This is a genomic window from Pedobacter frigidisoli (assembly GCF_004331675.1).
GTDB lineage: Bacteria > Bacteroidota > Bacteroidia > Sphingobacteriales > Sphingobacteriaceae > Pedobacter > Pedobacter frigidisoli.
In genome coordinates, this window is record NZ_SJSN01000002.1 from 104,252 (window position 1) to 128,425 (window position 24,174).

At 40.1% G+C, this 24,174-nt stretch carries 1 protein-coding gene (running past one end of the window); it reads left to right on the forward strand.

Annotated features, from left to right (window positions below; translation table 11 throughout):
- Positions 1–24,174, forward strand: partial view of a tandem-95 repeat protein gene (locus tag EZ449_RS03365; protein WP_131556556.1) — the 5' portion only. It continues 12,801 nt past the right edge of the window; 24,174 of the gene's 36,975 nt are visible here — the first part of the coding sequence; it begins with the start codon at positions 1–3; its stop codon lies beyond the right edge, outside the window.

Genomic DNA, 24,174 nt, shown 5'->3' on the forward strand with positions numbered 1-24,174 from the left:
ATGAATAAAATTCTACTCTCTTCGTGTGGCTTCACGCGAAATTATTCTCGTGTTAACAGTTATTTAACGAAGAACTTCGTTAAATGTTTTGGTCGCGTATTAATTTTTGTTGCATTATTTATTCTTTCTCATCTCGGAACGGCTTTTGGTCAAACCTATAAAACGCATTACATTGCTCCGGCTCCATGGCAATATTGGACTTCTGCTAATGAAATTGTTATCACCACAAACACTGCCAATACTACCGTTACAATTAAGAAAAGCGATGGTACATTAGTCACTTCACTATCTCCAACTCCAACAGCACCAGCCGTATATCGTTTTGTGGGCGCAGCAAATGGAACTCCGTTAAATACCTTGAATACAATACTTTCTGATAGAGGAATGATTGTAGAGGGGAATAACCCCATAACGGTTAATATTCGAAATGTAGCATCTGATGCGATTGGTGGAGGAGGTGATAGTTTTATCAAAGGTAATGCCGCTTTATTTAGTTTTGGTGATGCTGCAATTGGTACTGCATTCCGTGTAGGTTACTACCGTGATGGAGAGCTAAACGGTACAACTCAAAGGCCAAGGTATAGCGTAATGGCCACAGAAAATAATACCACCGTTAAGTTAAATGGTACGGCACTAGTTACACTAAATGCTGGTCAAAGCTATTTGTTTCAAACCACAATGGGATCTTTGGTAGAAACATCTGCTCCTGCAGTAATGAATTCGGGTGCACATATTGATGCGCCTTTAGGTTGTAGCGATGGTGTGTATAATCCTGTTCCACCTATAACTTCCTTAGGGAATGAATACATTGTAATCAGGAGTGCGGGAAATAATGTTGCTGAACAAACTACTATTATTGCAACCTTACCCAATACAACAGTTAGTGTAACCAATTATAATTTAAATGGAACGTTAGCATCTACAAATAGTTACACCTTAGTCGCTGCAGGCAGTTTTGTAACGATAAGTAACGGTATTGCAGGGACTGGGACTGGGTCAGGGCAGACTGGCGTTCAATACTCTAGTTCAAAAATCACTGCAACAAAAAATGTAGTAGCCTACTCTGGTACTGCAGATGGTTGTGAAGTGGATATGCTTACCTTGGCTCCAATTGCCAATTGTGGGGGGAGTTTAATCGCAAAAACTTATAAATTTCGTAATAATAGTGAAGGGGATCTCCCATATTTTGGATACATTACCACAAAGAGTGCCACAGAAAAAATTTTATTAACTACCACAGGTGGCACGGTTACTTATACAAATCGTGATCTAGAAACAGTTCCAGGAGTTGGCGTAAGAAGGCAATTGGGAAGTACTGGTTTATATCTAATAGATTTTACTAATACAGAGCTTGGCACTCCAGCAGCCATAACTTTTACAAGTGGCTCTAGGGTAAATGCAGTTCTCGTGCAAAACGGTGGAGGTTTCTCCATGTCTAACTTCATTACGCCATTACCAGAGCAGGCTATCAAGCCCATTTTAACTCAACCAACTTGTTCAGGAGCTACACTTTCCGCAGATGCATCTGCGGTGGGTCCTTTTCAATGGTACCTAAATGGGAACATTATTGCAGGGGCAACAAATAGAACTTTTTCACCAACAGAATCTGGATCATACACCTTAACCTCTATCCTTGGTTGCGGAATTAGTGCGCAATCTGTGCCGGTAACTGTGGCGTTGTGTAATGTAGAAAGAAGTATTGTGAAAACGGTAGATGACCCAGCTCCACCTATTAACGGAACGGTTCGTTTTACGGTGACGGCATCAAATACAGGAGTAGGTGTTGCTCTTGGGGTTTCAGTAACCGATTTGTTGCCCTCAGGTTATACTTTTATCAGTAGTTCAGCTTCAACAGGAACTTCTTACAGCGGAACAACGGGTTTATGGAATATTGGGTCTTTAGGTGCAAACGGTGTGGCAACATTAGTCATAACCGCAAAAGTAAATGCATCTGGTAATTATACAAATACAGCGACGATTACAGGTTCGCAGACGGACTCAAACGCGGCTAACGACGTAAGTTCGGTAAGTACTGCACCCATAGCATCAATATCCTTAACATCGTCAACTACGCCACCAAGTGATGCCCAAACTGTTTGTATAAATACTGCCATTACCAATATTACTTATGCTATAGGCGGTACAGCAACCGGTGCAACTGTTGCAGGGTTGCCCACCGGTGTAACAGCAGCTTACAATTCAGGAACGAGAATCTTGACAATTTCTGGAACGCCAACTGTGATTACTGCTGGTCCGAAAAGTTATACCGTAACCACAACGGGAGGAAATCCAAACGTTGCTGCAACTGGAACTATCCAAGTTAATGGCGTTGTTGCAACACCTGTATTTGCGGCAGGTGCCAATTCAACAAGGTGCCAAGGCGCAGGCACACAGATTTACAACGCTACTGCTACAAATGCTACAGGAATTACCTACAGCATCAATACAACAAATACTCAAGCCGTTATAGATGCTGCAACTGGAGAGGTTACCTTTTCTCCTTTATTCTCGGGTACAGCCATAATTACTGCAACAGCAGCAGGTTGTTCGCCAAAAACAGCAACACACACCATTAACATTACCACTACTGGTACAATAACTGGTGCAGCAAACATCTGTAGCGGAAGTGCTGGTACTTTAACTTTAGGTGGTACCACAGCAAGTGTAGTACGGTGGGAATATTCTATAGATGGTGGTACAAACTGGATCACCTATGTTCCTGCAAATACTACAAATACTTTAAGTTATACAAATTTAGCTGTTACAACTACTTTTAGAGCCATTGTTACTGGCGGTGGTTGTTCGGCAGCCCCATCTTCGCCTTTTACGGTAAGTGTTACCCAGAGACCATCAATAGCAAACACTACCTACAATTTCTGTGTATTTGGAACATTTAATTTTCAGCCAGTTGATGCTCCTGCAGGAACTACTTATACTTGGAGTGCTCCAACCATTGCTGGTGGCACAGTTACGGGTTCTACATTAGGTACGAATGCCGCTTCGGTTAGTCAATCTCTTACAAATACAGGAACCACCACAGCAACAGTTACTTATTCGGTTACCCCAACTAACGGAATTTGCTCAGGAAATCCTTTTACCATAACTGTAATTATTGGTCCAAATATTACTGCTTCTGCATCTAATCCTGCAGCAATTTGTAGTGGTAGTTCTTTCTCAGTTACACCAACTACCTCAAATACAAACCTAAAATATACTTGGACAGCTAGCATATTAAGCGGTACAGGTGTTACAGGATTTAGCAATCAAGCAACTTCAGTTTTAGCCCCAATTAGTCAAACATTAACAAATGGTTCAGCAGCAAATGCAGTAGTAAGATATGTGGTAACCCCAGTTTTAGATAACTGTTCTGGTACGGCCTTTAATATTGATGTTACTGTTCAAGGTGTAATTACTGCTGGAACAATTGCCGCCAATCAAACTATTTGCGCAAATACAACAGCTGCGCCAATAACTTCAACAGCCAATGGTACTGGTGGCGGAATAACATCTTACATCTGGGAAAGTTCTACTAATGGAACTAGCTGGACAATTATTTCTGGAGCAAACTTAGCAACCTATTCGCCAGGTATTTTAACTCAAACTACACAATACCGTAGAACAACTGTTTCAACAGTGGGAGCGGTAACTTGTCAATCTGCAACAACTACCCCTGTAGTAATTACTGTTGGTACGGCAAGTACAATTTCAACACAACCAGTTAACCAAAACGTAAGGGCTTTAAGTAATGTTACCATAACTGTAGCAGCAACTGGCGGCTCTGGTACTCGCCAAATTCAATGGCAAGTAAGTACTGATAACGGAGCGAATTTTACCAATATAGCCAATAATACAATCTATAGTGGCGCAACAACGGTATCATTAACCATCACCAAGGTTAATCAAACTATGGAAGGTTACAAATACAGGGCATCTATCACTCAATCTGATAATGCATGTGCTGCTATAACTTCAACCGCTGTTAACCTAACTATAGATTCAGATAGAGATGGGGTGCCAGATACAATTGACCTTGATGATGATAATGATGGCATAACAGATACTGTTGAAGGTGTTACCGATAAAGATGGTGATGGTATTCCAAATTACTTAGATGTAGATTCTGATAATGATGGTATTGTAGACGCGATTGAATCAAATGGAAATCCTGCAAATGACACCAATAAAGATGGACGATTTGGAGTAGGAACATTTGTTGATGTAAATGGAAATGGCTTATTAGATTCATTAGACCCAGCAGCTGGAGGAACAGCATTGGTTATTCAAGACAAAGACAAAGATGGTAAACCGAATTACTTAGACCTTGATTCTGATGCTGATGGTATTCCTGATAATTATGAGGCTGCTTTCTACATTGTAGATGGAGATAATGATGGAGTTATTGGAACTGGACCTATTGTAGATGCTGATGGAGATGGTTTATCAGATTTAAACGACCCAGATTTTGTAGCATTAAGTAGTTTATTTAATCAAGATCGAGACTTTGATGGCCTTTCTAATTACTTGGATATCGATTCAGATAATGATGGTATTATAGATAACATTGAAGGCTTACCGACAACAGTATATGTGGCGCCAACTGGCATAGATACAGATGGTGATGGTATAGATAATGCTTATGATGTTAATAATGGCGGGGTAGCTTCTGGCTATTCGAATATTGATGGGGGTAGTGCGCCTGATTATGTAGATACTGATGCAGAAAATGATGGCTTTAGAGATTGGTTAGAAAATGCGGTGGTTAGTCCGTTAGAAGTAGATGTTAAGAACAACCAAACTGGTGCAAATGGTGCTGATGGAATAATGGATGTATTGCCAGATGCTGATAATGATGGTTTGGCAGATATTTATGACAATGATAATGGAAATTCAAATGTAACTAGGTATGCTACAAATGGTGGTCAAACACCTGCAAGTATGCCAAATACGCAAATTCCAGGTGGTGAAAAGGATTGGAGGGCATCAACAGATTATGATAAAGATGGTGTGCCAGATGGAATAGATTTAGATGATGACAATGATGGAATATTAGATACGGTAGATGGAATGTTGGATACTGGCGGCAGAGATGGTTTGCCAAATTACCATGACCTTGATTCAGATGGTGATGGTATTCCAGATGTAATTGAAGCTGGTGGTTCAGACCCAGATAATAATGGCTTGCCAGGAATTGGCTTAGTAGGAACTAAGGTAGACGCAAACGGAATTCCTTTAGCTGCAAATGGTGGTTATACACCGAGAGATAAAGATGGTGATGGTACACCAGATTTCTTTGACCTAGATTCTGATAATGATGATATAAATGATGTAATTGAAAATGGCGGACCAGATCCTGATGGTGATGGAAAAGCTGGTATCGGTTTTACCAATGATTTTGATAATGACGGAATCAACGATTTGGTTGATGATTATAATAACAATACAGGAAGTTTAACTGGCGATCCCTCTGGAACACCAATGACAGTGAAAGATGCAGATGGTGATGGTATGCCGAATTATTTAGATATCGATTCTGATAATGATGGTATTTTGGATTCTGTTGAAGGAGTTGGCGACCTTGATGGAGATGGAGTCCCTAATTTCTTAGATCTAGATTCTGATGGTGATGGAATTCCAGATAATATCGAAGTACAAGCTACCGCAAACTATATCGTTCCAACTGGAATTGACTCAGATGGTGATGGTTTGGATAATGCTTATGAAGCTACCAATGGTTTAACTCCAATAAATACTGATGGTACAGACCAACCAGATTATTTAGACTTAGATTCTGATAATGATGGAGAAAGCGATACGCTAGAAGCATACGATACAGACAATGACGGCGTGGCAAATATTGTGGCAGCAGGAGCTGATGCGGATAAAGATGGTTTAGATAATAATTTCGATAATAACTATGCTGCTTTTAATCCAACTAACGGACAAACGCCAACATCATTCCCTAATTTAGATACACCAAGCACACCAGAAAGAGATTGGAGAGAAGACTATAACATCGCTCCGGTAGCAACTGTACCTGCAACAATTGTATTAACAGAAGACACGCCAAAAACAATTACTGGAATTAGTTTTGTAGATCGTGATGCTGGTAATGCATCAGTTACTGCAACATTGAGTGTTCCTGTTAACCAGGGTACTTTTGCATCAACAAGTGAAACAGGAATTGTAATTGGAGGTTCTGGTACCAGATCAATAACAATCTCTGGAAGTATCGCAAACATCAATGCATTTATTGCTGCCAACAAGGTAACATTTACTCCATTTGCTAACCTTAATGGAAATGTAACCTTAACTACGTTGATAAATGATTTGGGCAACATGGGTGGTGCGCCTTTAACAGATACCAAAACTACAACATTAACCATTCAGTCAGTAAATGATATTCCAGTTGTTGCAAACATCAACAAAACAGGAACTGAAGATACAACTGTTCCATTTACAGCTGCTGATTTTACCAATCAATTTACCGATGTAGATGGTACATTGGCTAAAGTAAGGATTATTAATTTACCAACACCAGCTCAAGGTTTATTGAAATTAAATGGTGTAAATATTACTGTAAATCAAGAAATATCTGTTGCCGATTTAGCGCTTATTACATTTGTTCCAACAGCCAACTTCAATGGGAATGTATCATTTAGTTATAATGGAAGTGATGGTGTAGACTATGCGGCATCACCAGCAAATATCAACATCGCCATAGCTGCCGTAAATGATAAGCCAGTTGTAGGGGTTGTGGGTAAAACAGGAGCCGAGGATGTAACATTAACCTTTACAGCAACAGACTTTACCAATCAATTTACCGATGCAGATGGAGATGCACTGACTAAAATAAGAATAGAAACTTTGCCTCCTAATACACAAGGAGTTTTAAAACTGAATGGAGTTGCAGTTACTGTAAATCAAGAAATCCCATTGGCTAATTTAGGTCAACTTACTTTTGAACCATTTGCCAATTACAATGGATCGGTAACCTTTAAGTGGAATGGAAATGATGGAACCGAATATGCAGCAACCAATAATAACGTAAATATCGTATTAACTTCAGTAAACGATTTACCAACACTTTCTCCAATTAGTAAAACTACTGCCGAAGATGTTCAAATTGCATTTACATTAAATGATTTTACCAATAATTATTCAGATCCAGAGGGTGATGCTTTAAGTAAAATCCAGATTAGTAATTTACCTCCAACAGCACAAGGTGTATTATTGTTAAATGGTTCATTGGTTACCGCTGGACAAGAAATACAAGCAGCAGATATACCTAATTTGGTATTTGTACCAGGTACTAATTTTAATGGAAGTACTTCTTTCCGTTGGAATGCCAATGATGGAACTGGATATACTACACCCGCTAATGTTAATATTACGGTTACTCCAGTAAATGATCCGCCAGTAGTAACAAGCATCTCAAAATCTGGAAATGAAGACACAACGATTGGATTTACTGCTACAGATTTTACAAATAGTTTCACAGATGTTGATGGTAATACTTTAACTAAAATCCAAATTGTAACGTTGCCTGCAAACGGATTATTGAAATTAAGTGGTGTTAATATCACCGCTGGTCAAGAAATCGCTTTGGTAGATTTAGCTAACATCACTTTTGTGCCAAATGCTAACTATAACGGGGCGGCAACCTTTAAATGGACCGGATTTGATGGAACAACCTATGCAACAGCAAGCGATAATGTAAACATTACCATCAACCCGGTTAATGATGCACCGGTTGCGGCAAATGATATTGCCACAGTGGTGGAAGATAATACGTTAAATGTTGCTTCAGGAGCAGGTCTATTAGCTAATGATACTGATGTTGATGCAGGAACAACCTTAACCGTTACTGGATTTACTTATCCAGGTATAGTAGGCACACCAACTATTGGTGCACCATTCTCTATTCCTAGCGTTGGCTCAATTACCATTAATGCAAACGGAAGTTATGTATTTACACCATTAGCAAATTATAGTGGCGCTGTGCCAGTTATAACTTACACTATTAGTGATGGAAATGGGGGTTCGGCTACAGCAAGTTTAACCATTTCAATTACCGCTGTGAACGATGCTCCAGTTGCAGTTAATGATACAAATTCATTGGCCGAGGATGCAACGTTAACAGTTACAGCATCTCCAACAACAGGTTTATTAGCAAATGACACAGATGTTGATGGAAATACCTTAACAATTACTGGCTATACTATTGCTGGTATTACAGGTACACAAGCTTTAAGTACACCAGTTAATATTCCAAATGTTGGTACAATCAATATCTCAACAAATGGAGGATATAGTTTTACACCAGTAGCAAATTATAACGGAACAGTTCCGTTGATAAATTATACGGTATCAGATGGGTCATTAAGCACAACAGCAACCTTAACTTTAACGGTTACACCTGTAAATGATAATCCAATTGCTGCTAATGATGCAGCTACAATTTTAGAAGATGCAACGCTTACTAGAACAGCGGTTAACGGATTGTTATCAAACGATAGTGATGTTGATGCAGGAACGAATTTAACAGTTACAGGCTTTACTTATTCTGGAATTGTTGGTACACCAGCTATTGGTTCTGCGTTTACTATTCCTGCTGAGGGCAGTATTACGATTAATGCAAACGGTAGTTATACTTTTGCTCCGCTTGCCAACTTTAATGGATCGGTTCCAGTAATTACTTATACGATAAATGATGGTAATGGTGGAACAGCAACGGCAACTTTAACCATTACGGTTACTCCGGTAAATGACCCACCAATGGTTACCGATGTTCCTAAATCAGGGGTAGAAGATGCAACCATTACTTTTGTGGCAACAGATTTTACAAGCAAGTACACAGATGTTGAAGGTAACGCACTTACTAAAATTAAAATTATAAGCTTACCAGCTAATGGTGAGTTGAAATTATCGGGTACTAACGTTACGGTTAATCAAGAGATAAATCTTGCGGATTTGGCTTCAATAACTTTTGTGCCTACTGCCAATTTTAACGGCAATGCTACTTTTAAATGGAATGGCTTTGATGTTACAACCTATGCGGATATAGATGCAAATGTAAACATTACCATTACTCCAGTAAATGATGCGCCAATTGCGGGTAATGATGTGGCCAGTATTAAACAAGGTGAACAATTAACCATTGCGACGCCAGGCTTACTATCAAATGATATTGATGTAGACGGACAAACCCTAACCATTAGTGGTTATACAATTGCTGGGGTAGCTGGTACGCAAACACCAGGAAACGCAGTAGTAATTCCAGGGGTGGGTAATATAACTATCAATACAAATGGAAGTTTAATGTTTATGGCATTACCAGGTTACAGTGGTGCTGTTCCATTGATTACCTATACCGTAACTGATGGTTCACTATCAAATACAGCTACGCTTTCTATTTCTGTGGCTGTAGATAATCAGGCTCCAATTGCAACAAACAATACAAAAACCACAAATGAAGATGTAGTGGCAAATGGAAATGTGAGAACAGATGGTACACCAGATTCTGACCTAGACAATGACCCAATTTCAGTTAAAAACTTTAGTATAGATGGTAATCCGACAGTTTATTTAGCAGGTAACACCGCTACAATTGCTAACGTTGGACAAATTGTAGTAAATGCTGATGGAAGTTATACTTTCACGCCATTACTTAATTTCAATGGAATAGTACCTACCATAACTTATACGTTGGTAGATAATCCATTGCCAAGAAATGCATCAGCTACCGCTGCAGAAACAGCGGCGACTTTAAAAATTACGGTAACTCCTGTAAATGATACGCCAGTTGTTGTAGGCGAAACTGAAACAACCAATGAAGATTCGCCAGGTATTGCTAAAAATTTATTGGCTAATGATAGCGATGTTGATGCTGGAACAACACTAATTATAACCAGCTTTGTAGTCAACGGAAGTACAATTCCTGTTTCAGGAACTCCTGGAACATTTGCTATTCCAAATTTTGGGGTAATTACAGTTAATCAAAATGGTAACTATACCTTCGTGCCAGATGCCAACAAAAATGGAACTGCACCAACAATAACTTATACAGTTAACGACCAAAGTGGAGCAGGAAATGCAACAGCAACTGGAACATTAAATATTACAATTAATGCAGTTAATGATGCGCCAATTGTGACAAATTTGGCTAAATCTGGTTTAGAAGATGTGACGATCGCTTTTGCTGCTTCAGATTTCACCACTCAGTTTAGCGATATTGATACTGATCCATTGGCAAAAATTAAGATTGTAACCTTGCCCGCAAATGGTATCTTAAAATTAAATGGAGTAGCAGTATTAGCAAATGATGAAATTACTGCAGCAAACTTAGCTAACCTTACTTTTGAGCCAAATGCCAATTTTAATGGTTCAACAAGCTTTAAATGGAATGGTTCTGATGGTACGTTGTATGCCGTTGTTGAGGCAAATGTGAATATCAATATCACACCTGTTAATGACCAACCTTTGGTTAACAACGAAGTCGAAACCATTTTAGAGGACTCAAATCCTGGTTTGGTTAAAACTGCTGCCAACGGACTCTTAGCTAACGATAGTGATGTTGATGGTAATTCACTTTCGATAACTGGATATACAATTGCTGGTAACCCAGGAACTGGAACACCTACTTTGGCAGCACCATTTGTTATTCCTGGTGTGGGAACAATTAACATAAGTGGCGATGGAAGTTATTCGTTTATACCAGCTGCTAATTTCAATGGTGTAGTTCCTGTCATGACTTATACGGTAAGCGATGGTCAAGGTCAGACTAATTCTACCAAAACTGGTACATTAACTATTAACATAACTGCTGTAAATGATGCACCTATTGCCAACAATGATACTGGCAATATTGATGAAGATGCTATCTTAACAGTAAATGCAGCTAATGGTTTAATAGCGAATGATACAGATATTGATGGTCCAACAAATACCATTACCGCGTATTCAGTTTCTGGTGCTGCTGGAACGCCAATTATCGGTACTCCATTTTTAATTCCAAATGGGGGTAACATCACCATAAATGCAAATGGTAGTTATGTATTTGCCCCATTAACAAATTACAGTGGCGCAGTTCCAGTAATTGTTTACACTTTAAGTGATGGCACATTATCGGCTACTGCCACACTTACTTTAAGTATAAATGCAATTAATGATGCACCAGTTGCCACGAATGATGCAGCAACTGTATTGGAAGACGGCACAGTAACTAGAACTGCAACTAATGGTTTATTATCAAATGATACTGATGCAGAAGGTCAAACCTTAACGGTTACTGGTTACATGGTAGCTGGTTTTGTTGGAACACAGCCAGTAGGTACAGCGTTCGAAATTACAAACGTAGGTATCATCAACATTAGTGCAGATGGTAGTTACAATTTTACGCCTGCTCAAAATTACAACGGAACAACACCAACAATCACTTACAACATTAGCGATGGAAATGGGGGTGTGGCTTCGGCAACATTGATATTTACAGTTACGCCAGTCAATGATGCACCAACAGCAACTAATGATGCAGCCAACGTAAACGAAGATGAAACTTTAACAAGAAATGCGGCTAATGGATTGTTGGCAAATGATTTAGATATTGATGGAGACGCGATAAATGTAACTAGCTTTACCATTGCAGGTATGGCTGGCGTTCAAGCTGTTGGCGCAAGCCCTATTACAATTACAGGTCAAGGTGGCGTAACCGTTGGAACAATTAGCATTTTGACAAATGGAAGTTTCACCTTTATACCAGCGGCCAATTACAATGGCAACGTACCATTAATTGCTTATACTGTTAGCGATTCAAATAGTACTACAGCAACCGCAACCTTATCCATCACAATAGTTTCTGTAAATGATGCACCAACGGCATCGGCCATACCTTTATCAATCACAACACCAGAAGATACCCCTCAAAATGGGTTGATTAATGCCAGTGATGCAGATGGTGATCCTTTAACTTTTACGTTATCTACACCTCCAGCGCATGGCACGGTAATCGTTAATTCAAATGGAACATATACTTATGTGCCTGCACCAAATTATAACGGATCGGATGTCTTTACTGTAACCGTAAGTGATGGAAATGGTGGGACAGCTGTTATTACAGTTCCGGTAATAGTTACTCCAGTTAATGATGCGCCTGTTGCAAGTGCTCCCCCCATTACAACTGCAGAAGATACCCCTAAAACAGGTACGGTAACGGCAAGTGATGCAGATGCTGATCCATTAACTTTTAACGTATCAACACTTCCAGCAAATGGGATAGTTGTTATCGATGCAAATGGGAACTACACTTATACTCCAAATGCAAATTACGATGGGTCTGATAGTTTTACAATTACGGTAAGCGATGGCAAAGGTGGTAACACATTGGTAAACATTCCCGTTACAGTTACACCTGTTAATGATATTCCGGTAGCAACATCACCAGCGGTAACCACAACTGAGGATAATCTGGTAAACGGAAAGATTACGGCAACAGATGCTGATGGCGATCCGTTAACTTACACCACTATAACACCTCCCTTAAAAGGAGCAGTTGTTATAAATGCAGATGGAACTTATACCTATACACCAAACTTAAACTATAATGGTACTGATAGTTTTACGGTAACAGTAAGCGACGGGAAAGGTGGAACAACCACAATAACAACCGTAGTTACCATAACTGCTGTAAACGATGTGCCAACGGCAACTTCTCCAGCAATTTCAACGACGGAAGATACTCCTAAAACTGGTTTAATTACCCTTGGCGATGCGGATGGAGATGCATTGACCGTTTCTGTTACTACGCTACCAACTCATGGTACGGTTGTAGTGAATCAGGATGGTACCTATATTTATACACCAGCATTAAATTACAATGGTGCCGATAGTTTTACCGTTACGGTAAGCGATGGCAATGGTGGAACTAAAACATTAACCATTCCAATTACGGTAACGCCAGTAAATGATCCGCCAGTTGCAGCTCCTTTAGCAATTACAACAACAGAAGATTCGCCAAAAGCGGGTGCCATAACCGCAACAGATATCGATGGCGATGTACTGGCATACGTTGTTAGCACAGCTCCAGTACATGGAACGGTTATCATAAACGCAAGCGGAGCCTTTACTTACACACCGACATTAAATTACAACGGAACCGATACGTTTTCGGTTACGGTGAGCGATGGCAACGGCGGAACCACAACGGTTACCATTCCTGTTACGGTAACTCCAGTCAATGATATTCCATCGTTTACGAAAGGAGCCGATCAAATTGTAAATGCAAGCGTTGGCGCTCAAACTTCAACTGGATGGGCAACTGCTATCAGTGCTGGTCCGGCAGATGAGGTGGCTAGCCAAACGCTTACTTTTATTGTAAGTAATAACAATAACACATTATTTACTGTTCAGCCATCAATTGATGCTAACGGTAATTTAACTTATACTCCATCAGGAAACTTCGCAGGTAAGGCTACGGTTACAGTCGCTATCCAAGATAATGGAGGTGTATTAAACAATGGAGCTGATCTAAGTGCAAATCAATTTTTCATAATCTCTATTAAGCCAATTGGAACACCAGACAACATCAATACATTAGTTGGCATTCCAGTAACAACAGATGTTAAAGCCAATGACGGTGCAACTGCCACTACTGCAACCGTAATAGCTAGTAATGGTGCTCATGGAACAACAAGTGTAGATGGAACTGGAAAAGTTACTTACACACCTGCTGCAGGTTATACCGGATCAGATAGTTATACTTATACCCTTACTACAACTGATGGCGTAGTAAGTGATCCAATCACGGTTACGATCAATGTATATCCAACGGTAGTTTTATCAGGCCCTGTAACGGTTAATGAAAATGCTGGTGATGTACTTTATACCGTAACCTTGACAGGAACTCCAGGTACTACATTAGCATCGCCGGTTACCTTTGTAACAGGAATTGCCAATACTGGCACAACTGCTGGCGATTATACATTTAGTTCAACTACGTTTACTTTCCCAGCGGGAGCAGTAGTTGGTCAACCCAGTGGAACAATTACTTTCCCAGTAAAAATTACGGATGATAACATTGATGAAAGTGATGAAAACTATACCGTTAGCATTGGAACGATTAATGGTCCTGCATCTTTAGGGAATTCAGCTATTACTACCACAATTGTTGATAATGATAATTCGAATATTGCCATCGGCGATGTTACCGTTAACGAGTCTGCAGGTACTGCAACATTCGTGGTAACCTTAACAGGAAATGTTCAAAATAGCTTTACGGCTAACTATACAACTTCAGATGGAACTGCTGTACAACCAGGAGACTATACTGCTAAAACCGGTACAGTTACTTTCCCTGCAAATTCAGTTACTGGCGATACTCAAAATATAACCATATCGATTATTGATGATTTGGTTGCTGAAACAAGCGAAGATTTCTCGGTTACCTTGAGCGGAATTACTGGTCCAACTACAATTTCAAAAGCGATAGGCACAGGAACAATTACCGATAACGACCAAGTAACATTAGTGTTGAGCGGTCCGACTTCGATTGTAGAATCTGGAGGTACGGCAACTTATACCGTAATACTAACCGGAGCTGCAGGAACTATTTTAGCAGCACCAGTAACGGTAGCAACTAATGTTACCTCATTATCAGCATCATCGACTACGGATTATACCTTTACATCAGTAACCTTAACATTCCCAATTGGATCGGTAGTAGGAGATAAGCAGACTTTCCAATTAGCAATCATTAACGATGATATTGCTGAGGGAACAGAATCATATACGGCATCAATTAGCAACCCAACTGGCGTAGCAACATTAGGTGCACCATCAGCTTTAAATACCTTAATAACAGACAACGATAACGCTAGCGTTTCGATTGATAATGTTACCGTTAATGAAAATGCTGGAACGGCAACTTTCACGGTAACCTTAACTGGAAAGGCACAAGATGGCTTCTCTGTAAATTATACTACGATTGATGGAACAGCGGTAAGCATAACTAATCCAGATTTTACAGCGAGCACAGGAACAATTACTTTCCCTGCAAATTCGGTGACAGGCGCTAGGCAAACCATCACTATTCCAATCAATGATGATACCATTAATGAAATCACGGAGACATTCCAAGTAAGATTAATTAATAGCGGAGCTACACCAGTAACTATTGGTAACGAGTTTGGAACTGGAACTATCCTTGATAATGATGTAGTAACCGTAGTATTAAGCGGGCTAGCGACTGTAGCTGAAGGAACTGCACAAGCTGCTTACAAAGTAACTTTGGTAAGTACAGGCGTTACTGCTTTAGGTTATCCTATTTCAGTAAATACGTCGGTAATTCCAGGAACGGCAATCTCTGCAGATTATACATTTACACCAGGGACCGTAACTTTTGGGGCAGGTACATTGATTCAAACTTCGCAGGAGGTTGGTGTAGGTATTGTTAATGATCTATTGGTAGAGCCAACTGAAATCTATACCTTAAATATCAGTGGATTAACTGGTCCGGCGGTATTGGGCAATGCAAATGTTGCAACCGACATCACTGATATTACCGACAAGTTAAATTATGTATTAAGTGGTCCGACAACGGTTAACGAAGCTGATGGAACCATAACCTACAGAGTTACCTTAACAAGCGTTCAAAATGCAATCCTTCAGGATGCATCTACAATTGATGTAAGCGTAACTCCGGGTACGGCAAGTTTAACATCAGATTATACAGCATTACCAGCAACCTTAACTTTCCCAGCTGGTGCCAAAAAAGGCGATTACCAAGAGTTTACAGTTAATATTGTTAACGATTTAATTGCTGAACCATCAGAAAATTATACGGTTTCAATCAGTAGTCCTACTGGATTAGTAACTATTGGATCAACTTCATCGGTTACGACAAACATTGTTGATAATGACAATGCACTAGTAAGCATTACGGCGACGCCAACGAGTTACAATGAAAGTGCGGGTACGGCTACATTCACCATTATGTTGAATACTGCTGTCCAAGATCCTTTTACCGTAACTTATACTACTGTTGATGGAACTGCAAAAGCAGGTGTTGATTACACCACAACGGCATCGACCTATACATTCCCTTCAGGATCATTAGCAGGTGCACTTTATACCTTTACGGTTCCAATTCTTAACGATAATGTTGTTGAGCAAACTGAAGCATTTACAGCATCAATAACCAATGTAAGTGGTGGATTAGTAACTGTTGGAACTGGAACAGCAACTGCTACAATTACCGATACCGATGCGGCAACAGTTAAAATAACAGCTGGAACAACCGGCGATGAAAACGGACCAATTAATGGAACATTTACAGTTACGTTAAGTAATCTATCATCAACGCCGACTGTAGTTACCTACTCATTAGCAGGTACTGCAACAGAAAGCGATGATTTTACATCGATTACTACGAAAACAGTAACCATCCCTGCGGGAGAACTTACCGCAACCATTATTATTCCAGTAAAAACTGATCTATTGGTTGAGGGAACTGAAACAGTTATTGCCACATTGGTATCGACAGATAATCCTTTGATCGATGTTACTTCGGTTGTAGCTGATAAATCTGCAACCATCAACATTCTTGATAACAATACGGCAACAGTTAGTATTTCTACCACTCCGGTAATAAATGAAAACGCTGGAACGGCAACTTTCACTGTGACGTTGAATACGGCGGTTCAAAGTTTATTCACTGTTAATTATGCTACAGCAGATGGTACAGCAAATGCAGGATCATTATTGGATTACACTGCAACATCTGGAACATTTACATTTGCTGCTGGATCACCAGCTGGAACAACAAAAACTTTCACTGTGCCTATTAATGATGACAACACGGTTGAAAACGCTGAAAATTTCAGCGCTACATTAAGTGGGGTAACGGGTGGTTTAGTAACTATTGGAACAGGAACTGCAACAGTAAGCATTACGGATAACGACACATCTATCGCAAGCATTAAAGCTGGATTAAACGGTGATGAAACTGGTCCGCAAAACGGAACATTTATCGTAACCTTAAGTAATCCATCATCAACAGATACACAAATTACGTATACAGTTAGTGGAACAGCAACAGAGGGTGATGATTACACCACAATTCCACGAACCATTACAATTTTAGCTGGTGCAACCACAGGAACAATAACAATTCCTGTAAAAACAGATTTGGTTACAGAAAGTAATGAAACTGTTGTAGTAGATCTGATTTCTACCACAAGCACGCTGGTTTCGATTACACCAACTGCTGCTGATAAAACAGCGACGATTAACATCATCGATGAAAACACTTCGAGTGTAAGTATTTCGACAGCACCTACCATAAATGAGACAGATGGAACGGCAACCTTTAGTGTTACGCTAAATAATGCGGCGCAAAATGCATTTAGTGTAAATTATACAACAGCAAATGGAACTGCAATTGCAGGAGCAGATTATACTGCTACTAGCGGAACATTAAACTTCCCTTTAAATTCTCCGGCAGGAACAACCAGAACCTTTACTGTTCCAATTGCCAATGATAACCTTGCCGAGATTTCTGAAACTTTCAGCGCAACGTTAAGTGGCATCACAGGTAATATTGTAACCATCAATAATGCAACTGCAACTACTTCGATTGTAGATAACGATGCTGCAACTGTTAAAATTACAGCAGTAGCTTCTGGAAATGAAAATGGTTCAATACCAGGAACATTTACGGTAACGTTGAGTAATCCATCAGCTACAGATACACAAATTACCTATAGCTTAGGTGGAACTGCAGATGAGGGCGATGATTATAATACCATTACGCCTAAAACAATAACAATACCAGCGGGATCAACTACTGGTACAATTACAATTCCGGTAAAACCTGATGCAATTGTTGAGGGAACCGAAACGGTTATCGCAACGCTACTTTCTACAAATAGTACCTTGGTAACTGTAACACCTGTTAATGCCGATCAAACTGCAAGTATTAATATTTTAGATAATACAACGGCAACGGTTAGTATTTCTGCTGCCACAACTGGTGCAGAACCAACAACACCAGGCTCGTTCACATTTACCTTGAGTAATGTATCTAAAACGGATACACAAATTACTTATTCAGTTGGTGGAACGGCAACCAGCGGATCGGATTACACTTCGATTGGTACCACAGTTACTATACCTGCAGGATCATTAACAAAAACTGTTCAGGTAGCAGTAACAGATGATACTTTTGCCGAGGCAACGGAAACAGTTGTTTTAACTATGGTTGCTACAACCAATAATCCATCGATTACGGCAAGTACGACACCATCTACAATAAATATTACAGATAATGATGCTGCAACAGTAGCCATCAACAATATCTTTGTAGTGGAAAGTGTGGGTAATGCAACTTTCACCGTAACCTTAACTGGAAATGTTCAAGATGCATTTACTGTAAATTATTCTACAGCAAACGGAACAGCATTAGCAGGAACTGATTACACAGCAACAACAGGCTCGGTAACTTTCCCTGCAAATTCGATCAGTGGTGCAACGCAAACCTTCACTGTTCCAATTATTGATGACAACTTAACTGAACTTGCTGAAACCTTTACGGCAACGTTAAATAGTGTTAGCGCAGGTTCGGTAGTTACTATTCCGGCAATTGGCGCAACAGGTACAGCAACCATTACTGATAACGATGCTGCAAGCGTGGCCATTAACAGTGTTTCTGCTTTAGAAAGTGATGGAAATATGGTGTTCACTGTAACCTTAACGGGCAACGTTCAAAATGCGGTTTCTATCAATTATACCACTTCAGATAATACTGCAACAGCAGGAACGGATTACACTGCGAAAACTGGTGTAGTTACTTTCCCTGCGGGATCATTATCTGGAGCAACACAAACGATTACTATTCCAATCACCAATGATAACATTACTGAAAATGCTGAAAGCTTTAAGGTAACCTTAAGTGGTGCAACTTCGCCTGTAACCATTACACAAGCTGAGGGTATTGGAACAATTAACGATAACGACCCTGCAACAGTAAGTATCTCAGCAACACCAACAAGTGTTAATGAGGCTGTTGGAAATGCAACTTTCACGGTAACGTTAAGCAATGCGGTACAAAGCGAATTCAAGGTAGATTACTCAACCTCGAATGGAACTGCAACAGCAGGATCTGATTACACCACCAAGCTCGGTACCTTAACATTCCCAGCAGGATCTATTGCAGGAGCAACCTTAACATTCACTGTTCCAATTACGGATGATAACCTAATTGAGCCAAGCGAAACCTTGCTTGGAATTATTAGTAACGTTACCGGTAATTTGGTAACCATAGCAAATAATACAGCTACGCTATCTGTTACTGATAATGATACTTCAATTGCTACTATTGCACCATCAATTCAAGGAAGTGAAAACGGCCCGATTGCAGGAGCTTACACGGTAACCTTAAGTAATCCATCATCAACTGATACAGAGATTACTTATACTTTAGCTGGAACATCAACTGAGGGAAGTGATTACAGTCCGATTGTAACCAAAACAATTATTATCCCAGCGGGTGATGTGACTGGAACAATTACAATCCCGGTATTAACTGATGCAATTGTTGAGGGAACAGAAACGGTAATTGCAACGTTAACAACAACAAATAATCCAGCAGTAACCGTAAGTAATACACCAGCAAGCATTAATATTGCCGATAATACCACAGCAACAATAACTGTAGCGGCAACTAAGGATGGCGCTGAACCTGCGGTAGCTGGCGAATTCACCTTTACCCTAAGTAATGTATCTACAACTGATACACAAATTACCTATGCAGTAACTGGAACGGCTACAAGCGGAACAGATTACACCTCAATAGGCACAACGGTAACTATACCAGCAGGACAAACAACTGTTAAAGTTGCTGTGCCTGTAAAAGAAGATAGTATTGCAGAAGGAACTGAAACAGCAACCTTAACAATGGTTGCTGTAACAAATAATACTGCCATTACTGCAAGTAAAACCCCTGCAACGGTTAACATCACCGATAATGATACATCGATTGCAACAATTACTGCTGGAACTTCGGGTAATGAAAATGGCCCGATTGATGGAACATTTACGGTAACGTTAAGTAATCCATCATCGCAACCAACAATTATTACTTATACAGTTGGTGGAACGGCAACAGAGGGCGATGACTATGCGGCAATAACTAGAACAATTACCATCCCAGCGAACGCAACTACCGGAACGATTACCATTCCAGTAAAAACTGATGCTATAGTAGAGGGTACTGAAAACGTTATTGTAACCTTGGCTTCATCAAATAATCCTTTGGTAACCATAACAACAACCGCTGCTGATAAAACTGCAACCATCAACATTCTTGATAATAATGCGGCAACAGTTAGTATTGCTGCAACGCCAATAAGCATCAATGAATCGGCAGGTAAAGCAACTTTCACCGTTACTTTAAGCGCAGCAGTTCAAAACGCATTTACGGTTGATTATGCAACAACTAATGGAACCGCTTTAAGTGGATTTGATTATACGGCAACAAACGGAACCTTAACATTCCCTGCCGGATCTGCAGCTGGAACAACCTTAACTTTCGATGTTCCTGTAACGGATGATAATTTGGTTGAACCAAATGAAGCATTTAATGGAACAATTAGTAATGTAACGGGTGGTTTAGTTACCATCGCTACAAATACTGCGGCTGCTACTATTACCGATAACGATACCTCAATTGCAACAATAATTGCTGGCGTTAACGGTAATGAAACTGGTCCGATAAGTGGAACATTCACGGTGACCTTAAGTAATCCATCATCTACAGATACAGAATTTACCTATACTTTAGGTGGAACTGCAACAGAGGGAGGTGATTATACGGCAATTACTACGAAAACGGTTACTGTTCTCGCGGGTCAAACAACGGCAGTAATTACCATTCCAGTTATTGCTGATGCGATTACGGAGAGCATAGAAACGGTGATTGCGACTTTAACAACCACAAATAATCCGAAGGTAACAGTAGGCGCAACACCTGCAAGCATTAACATCCTTGATGCCAATACAGCGAGCGTTAGCATTTCTACAACACCAACAGTTAACGAGGCAGCTGGAGCCGCAACATTTACTGTAACCTTAAATAATGCTGTTCAAAATGCATTCAGTGTAGATTATACATCATCTGACGGAACAGCATTGGCGGGGTTAGATTATACTGCTAAAACAGGCAAGTTAGACTTCCCGGCAAATTCACCTGCTGGAACTCAATTAACTTTCACTGTTGCAATTAATAATGATAATATCGCTGAGGCAGACGAAACTTTCGCTGCAACACTAAGCAATATTACAGGTGGCGTTGTAATCATCAGCAATGCTACGGCAACTGCAACAATTGTTGATAACGATGCGGCGATTGCTACCATTATAATGGGAACTCCAGGTAATGAAAATGGTCCGATTGATGGAACTTTTACCGTTACTTTGAGCAATCCATCATCAACGCCAACAGTTATTACTTACACTTTAGCTGGAACCGCAACAGAGGGCAATGATTATGCAACCATTCCAACACAAACCATCACTATCCCTGCTGGATCATTAACAGGAACGATTACAATTCCTGTACAAACCGATGCAATTGTAGAGGGTAGTGAAACAGTTATTGCAACCTTGGTTTCTGCTAGCGGAACACTGGTAACGATTACGCCATCTGCTGCTGATAAAACAGCAACTATCAATATCCTTGATAATACGCCAGCTACAGTAACAGTTGCTGCAACAACAAACGGAGCTGAACCAACTACACCAGGATTGTTTACTTTCACTTTAAGTAATGTATCAACAACTGATACACAAATTACTTATTCGGTGGGTGGAACAGCAGCTAGTGGATTTGATTATACTTCAATTGGTACAACGGTAACCATCCCGGCAGGATCAACAACTGCAACTGTACAAGTTCCTGTGTTGGAAGATAATATTGCAGAGGGAACGGAAACGGTTATCTTAACTATGTTAGCTGCAACAAATAATACTGCCATTACAGCTAGTACAACTCCAGCCACAGTTAATATTACTGATAACGATACATCATTAGCAACAATTATTGCTGGAACACCGGGTAATGAGAACGGACCAATTAGCGGAACATTTACGGTAACGTTGAGCAATCCATCATCTCAACCAACAGTTATTACTTATACTTTAACTGGTACCGCTACAGAGGGAACCGATTACACTACAATCGTAACCAAAACAATTACTATTCCAGCTGGTCAAACGATTGGTACAATTACAATTCCAGTTCAGTCAGATGCGATTGTAGAGGGAATTGAAACCGTTATTGCTACATTAAATACTTCTGGAAATCCATTGGTAACGATAAGCAATACGCCAGCAACAATTAACATTACGGATAATACAACGGCAACAGTAATGGTAACTGCAACTACAAATGGAGCAGAGCCAACAGTGCCTGGACTGTTTACTTTTACTTTAAGTAATGTATCTACAGCTGATACTCAAATTACTTATACGGTAAATGGAACAGCAACTAGCGGAGCTGATTATACTTCAATTGGATCTACGGTAACTATTCTTGCAGGGCAAACAACCGCAACGGTAACTGTTCCAGTATTGGATGATAACTTAGTTGAAAGTGCTGAAACTGTGGTGTTAACCATGACCGCTGCAACAAGCAACACTGCAATTACTGCTATTACAACACCAGCAACGGTTACGATTACAGATAATGATACAGCGATTGCCACCATTACACCAGTAGTAGCGGGTAATGAAAATGGACCAATTAATGGAACGTTCATAGTTACGCTAAGTAATCCATCAGCTACGCCAACAGTTATTACCTACACTGTTGCTGGAACTGCAACAGAGGGCAGTGATTACACTACGATTGTAAGAACAATCACTATCCCTGCAGGTCAAACCACTGGAACCATAACGATTCCAGTATTAACTGATGCAATTGTTGAAGGAAACGAAGCGGTTGTTGTTACATTAAGCAATACCAATAACCCATTGGTAACAGTGAACACTGCACCTGCAACAATTAATATTGTAGATAATACAGCGGCAACAGTAACGGTATCGGCAACTGCAAATGGCGCTGAACCAGCAACTGCTGGTCAATTTACATTTACGTTAAGTAATGTATCTACTACCAATACCCAAATTACTTATTCAGTAGGTGGAACTGCAATCAGTGGAGCTGATTACACGGCAATTGGTACAACGGTTACCATCCCGGCAGGACAAACAACCGCTACAGTAGCAGTACCTGTGTTAAATGATAATATTGTTGAGCAAACTGAAACTGTTGTTTTAACAATGGCAGCTTCAACCAGCAATGCTTCAATTACTGCCAGTACAACTCCAGAAACTGTAAACATTACCGATAACGATTCTGCAGTTGCAACCATAACACCTGGAATAAATGGTAACGAAAACGGTCCGATAAAAGGAACTTTCACGGTAACGTTGAATAATCCATCATCAACCGATACACAGATTACCTATGCCATTGCTGGAACAGCCTCAGAAGGAACAGATTATAGCCCAATTACTAAGTCTATTATCATCCCAGCCGGACAAACAACTGGAACAATTACAATTCCTGTTTTACAGGATGTAGTGGTTGAGGGAACTGAGACCGTTGTTGTTACCTTAGTTTCATCTAGTAACACGGCGATTATGCCAAGTAGCACTCCTGCATCTATCAATATTTTAGATAACAGTACGGCATCGGTAAGTATTTCGGCTACGCCTACCATTAATGAAAATGCAGGAATGGCAACATTTACCGTAACATTAAATGCTGCTGTGCAAAATCCATTTTCGGTAGATTATGCCACTTCGAATGGAACGGCAACGGATGGTTTAGATTACACGGCAACTACTGGAACGTTGGTATTCCCAGCAAATTCAGCAGCAGGTGCAACCTTAACTTTTACCGTTCCTGTAACCAATGATAACATTGTAGAGGCGGCTGAAACTTTCAATGCAACCTTGAGCAATGTAATTGGTGGATTGGTAACCATTGGAACGCCTACAGCAACAATATCCATTACAGATAATGATACAGCTACAGCGACAATTGCTCCAGGAACAAACGGTAACGAAAGTGGACCTGTTAGTGGCACATTCATTGTAACGTTAAGTAATCCATCATCAACT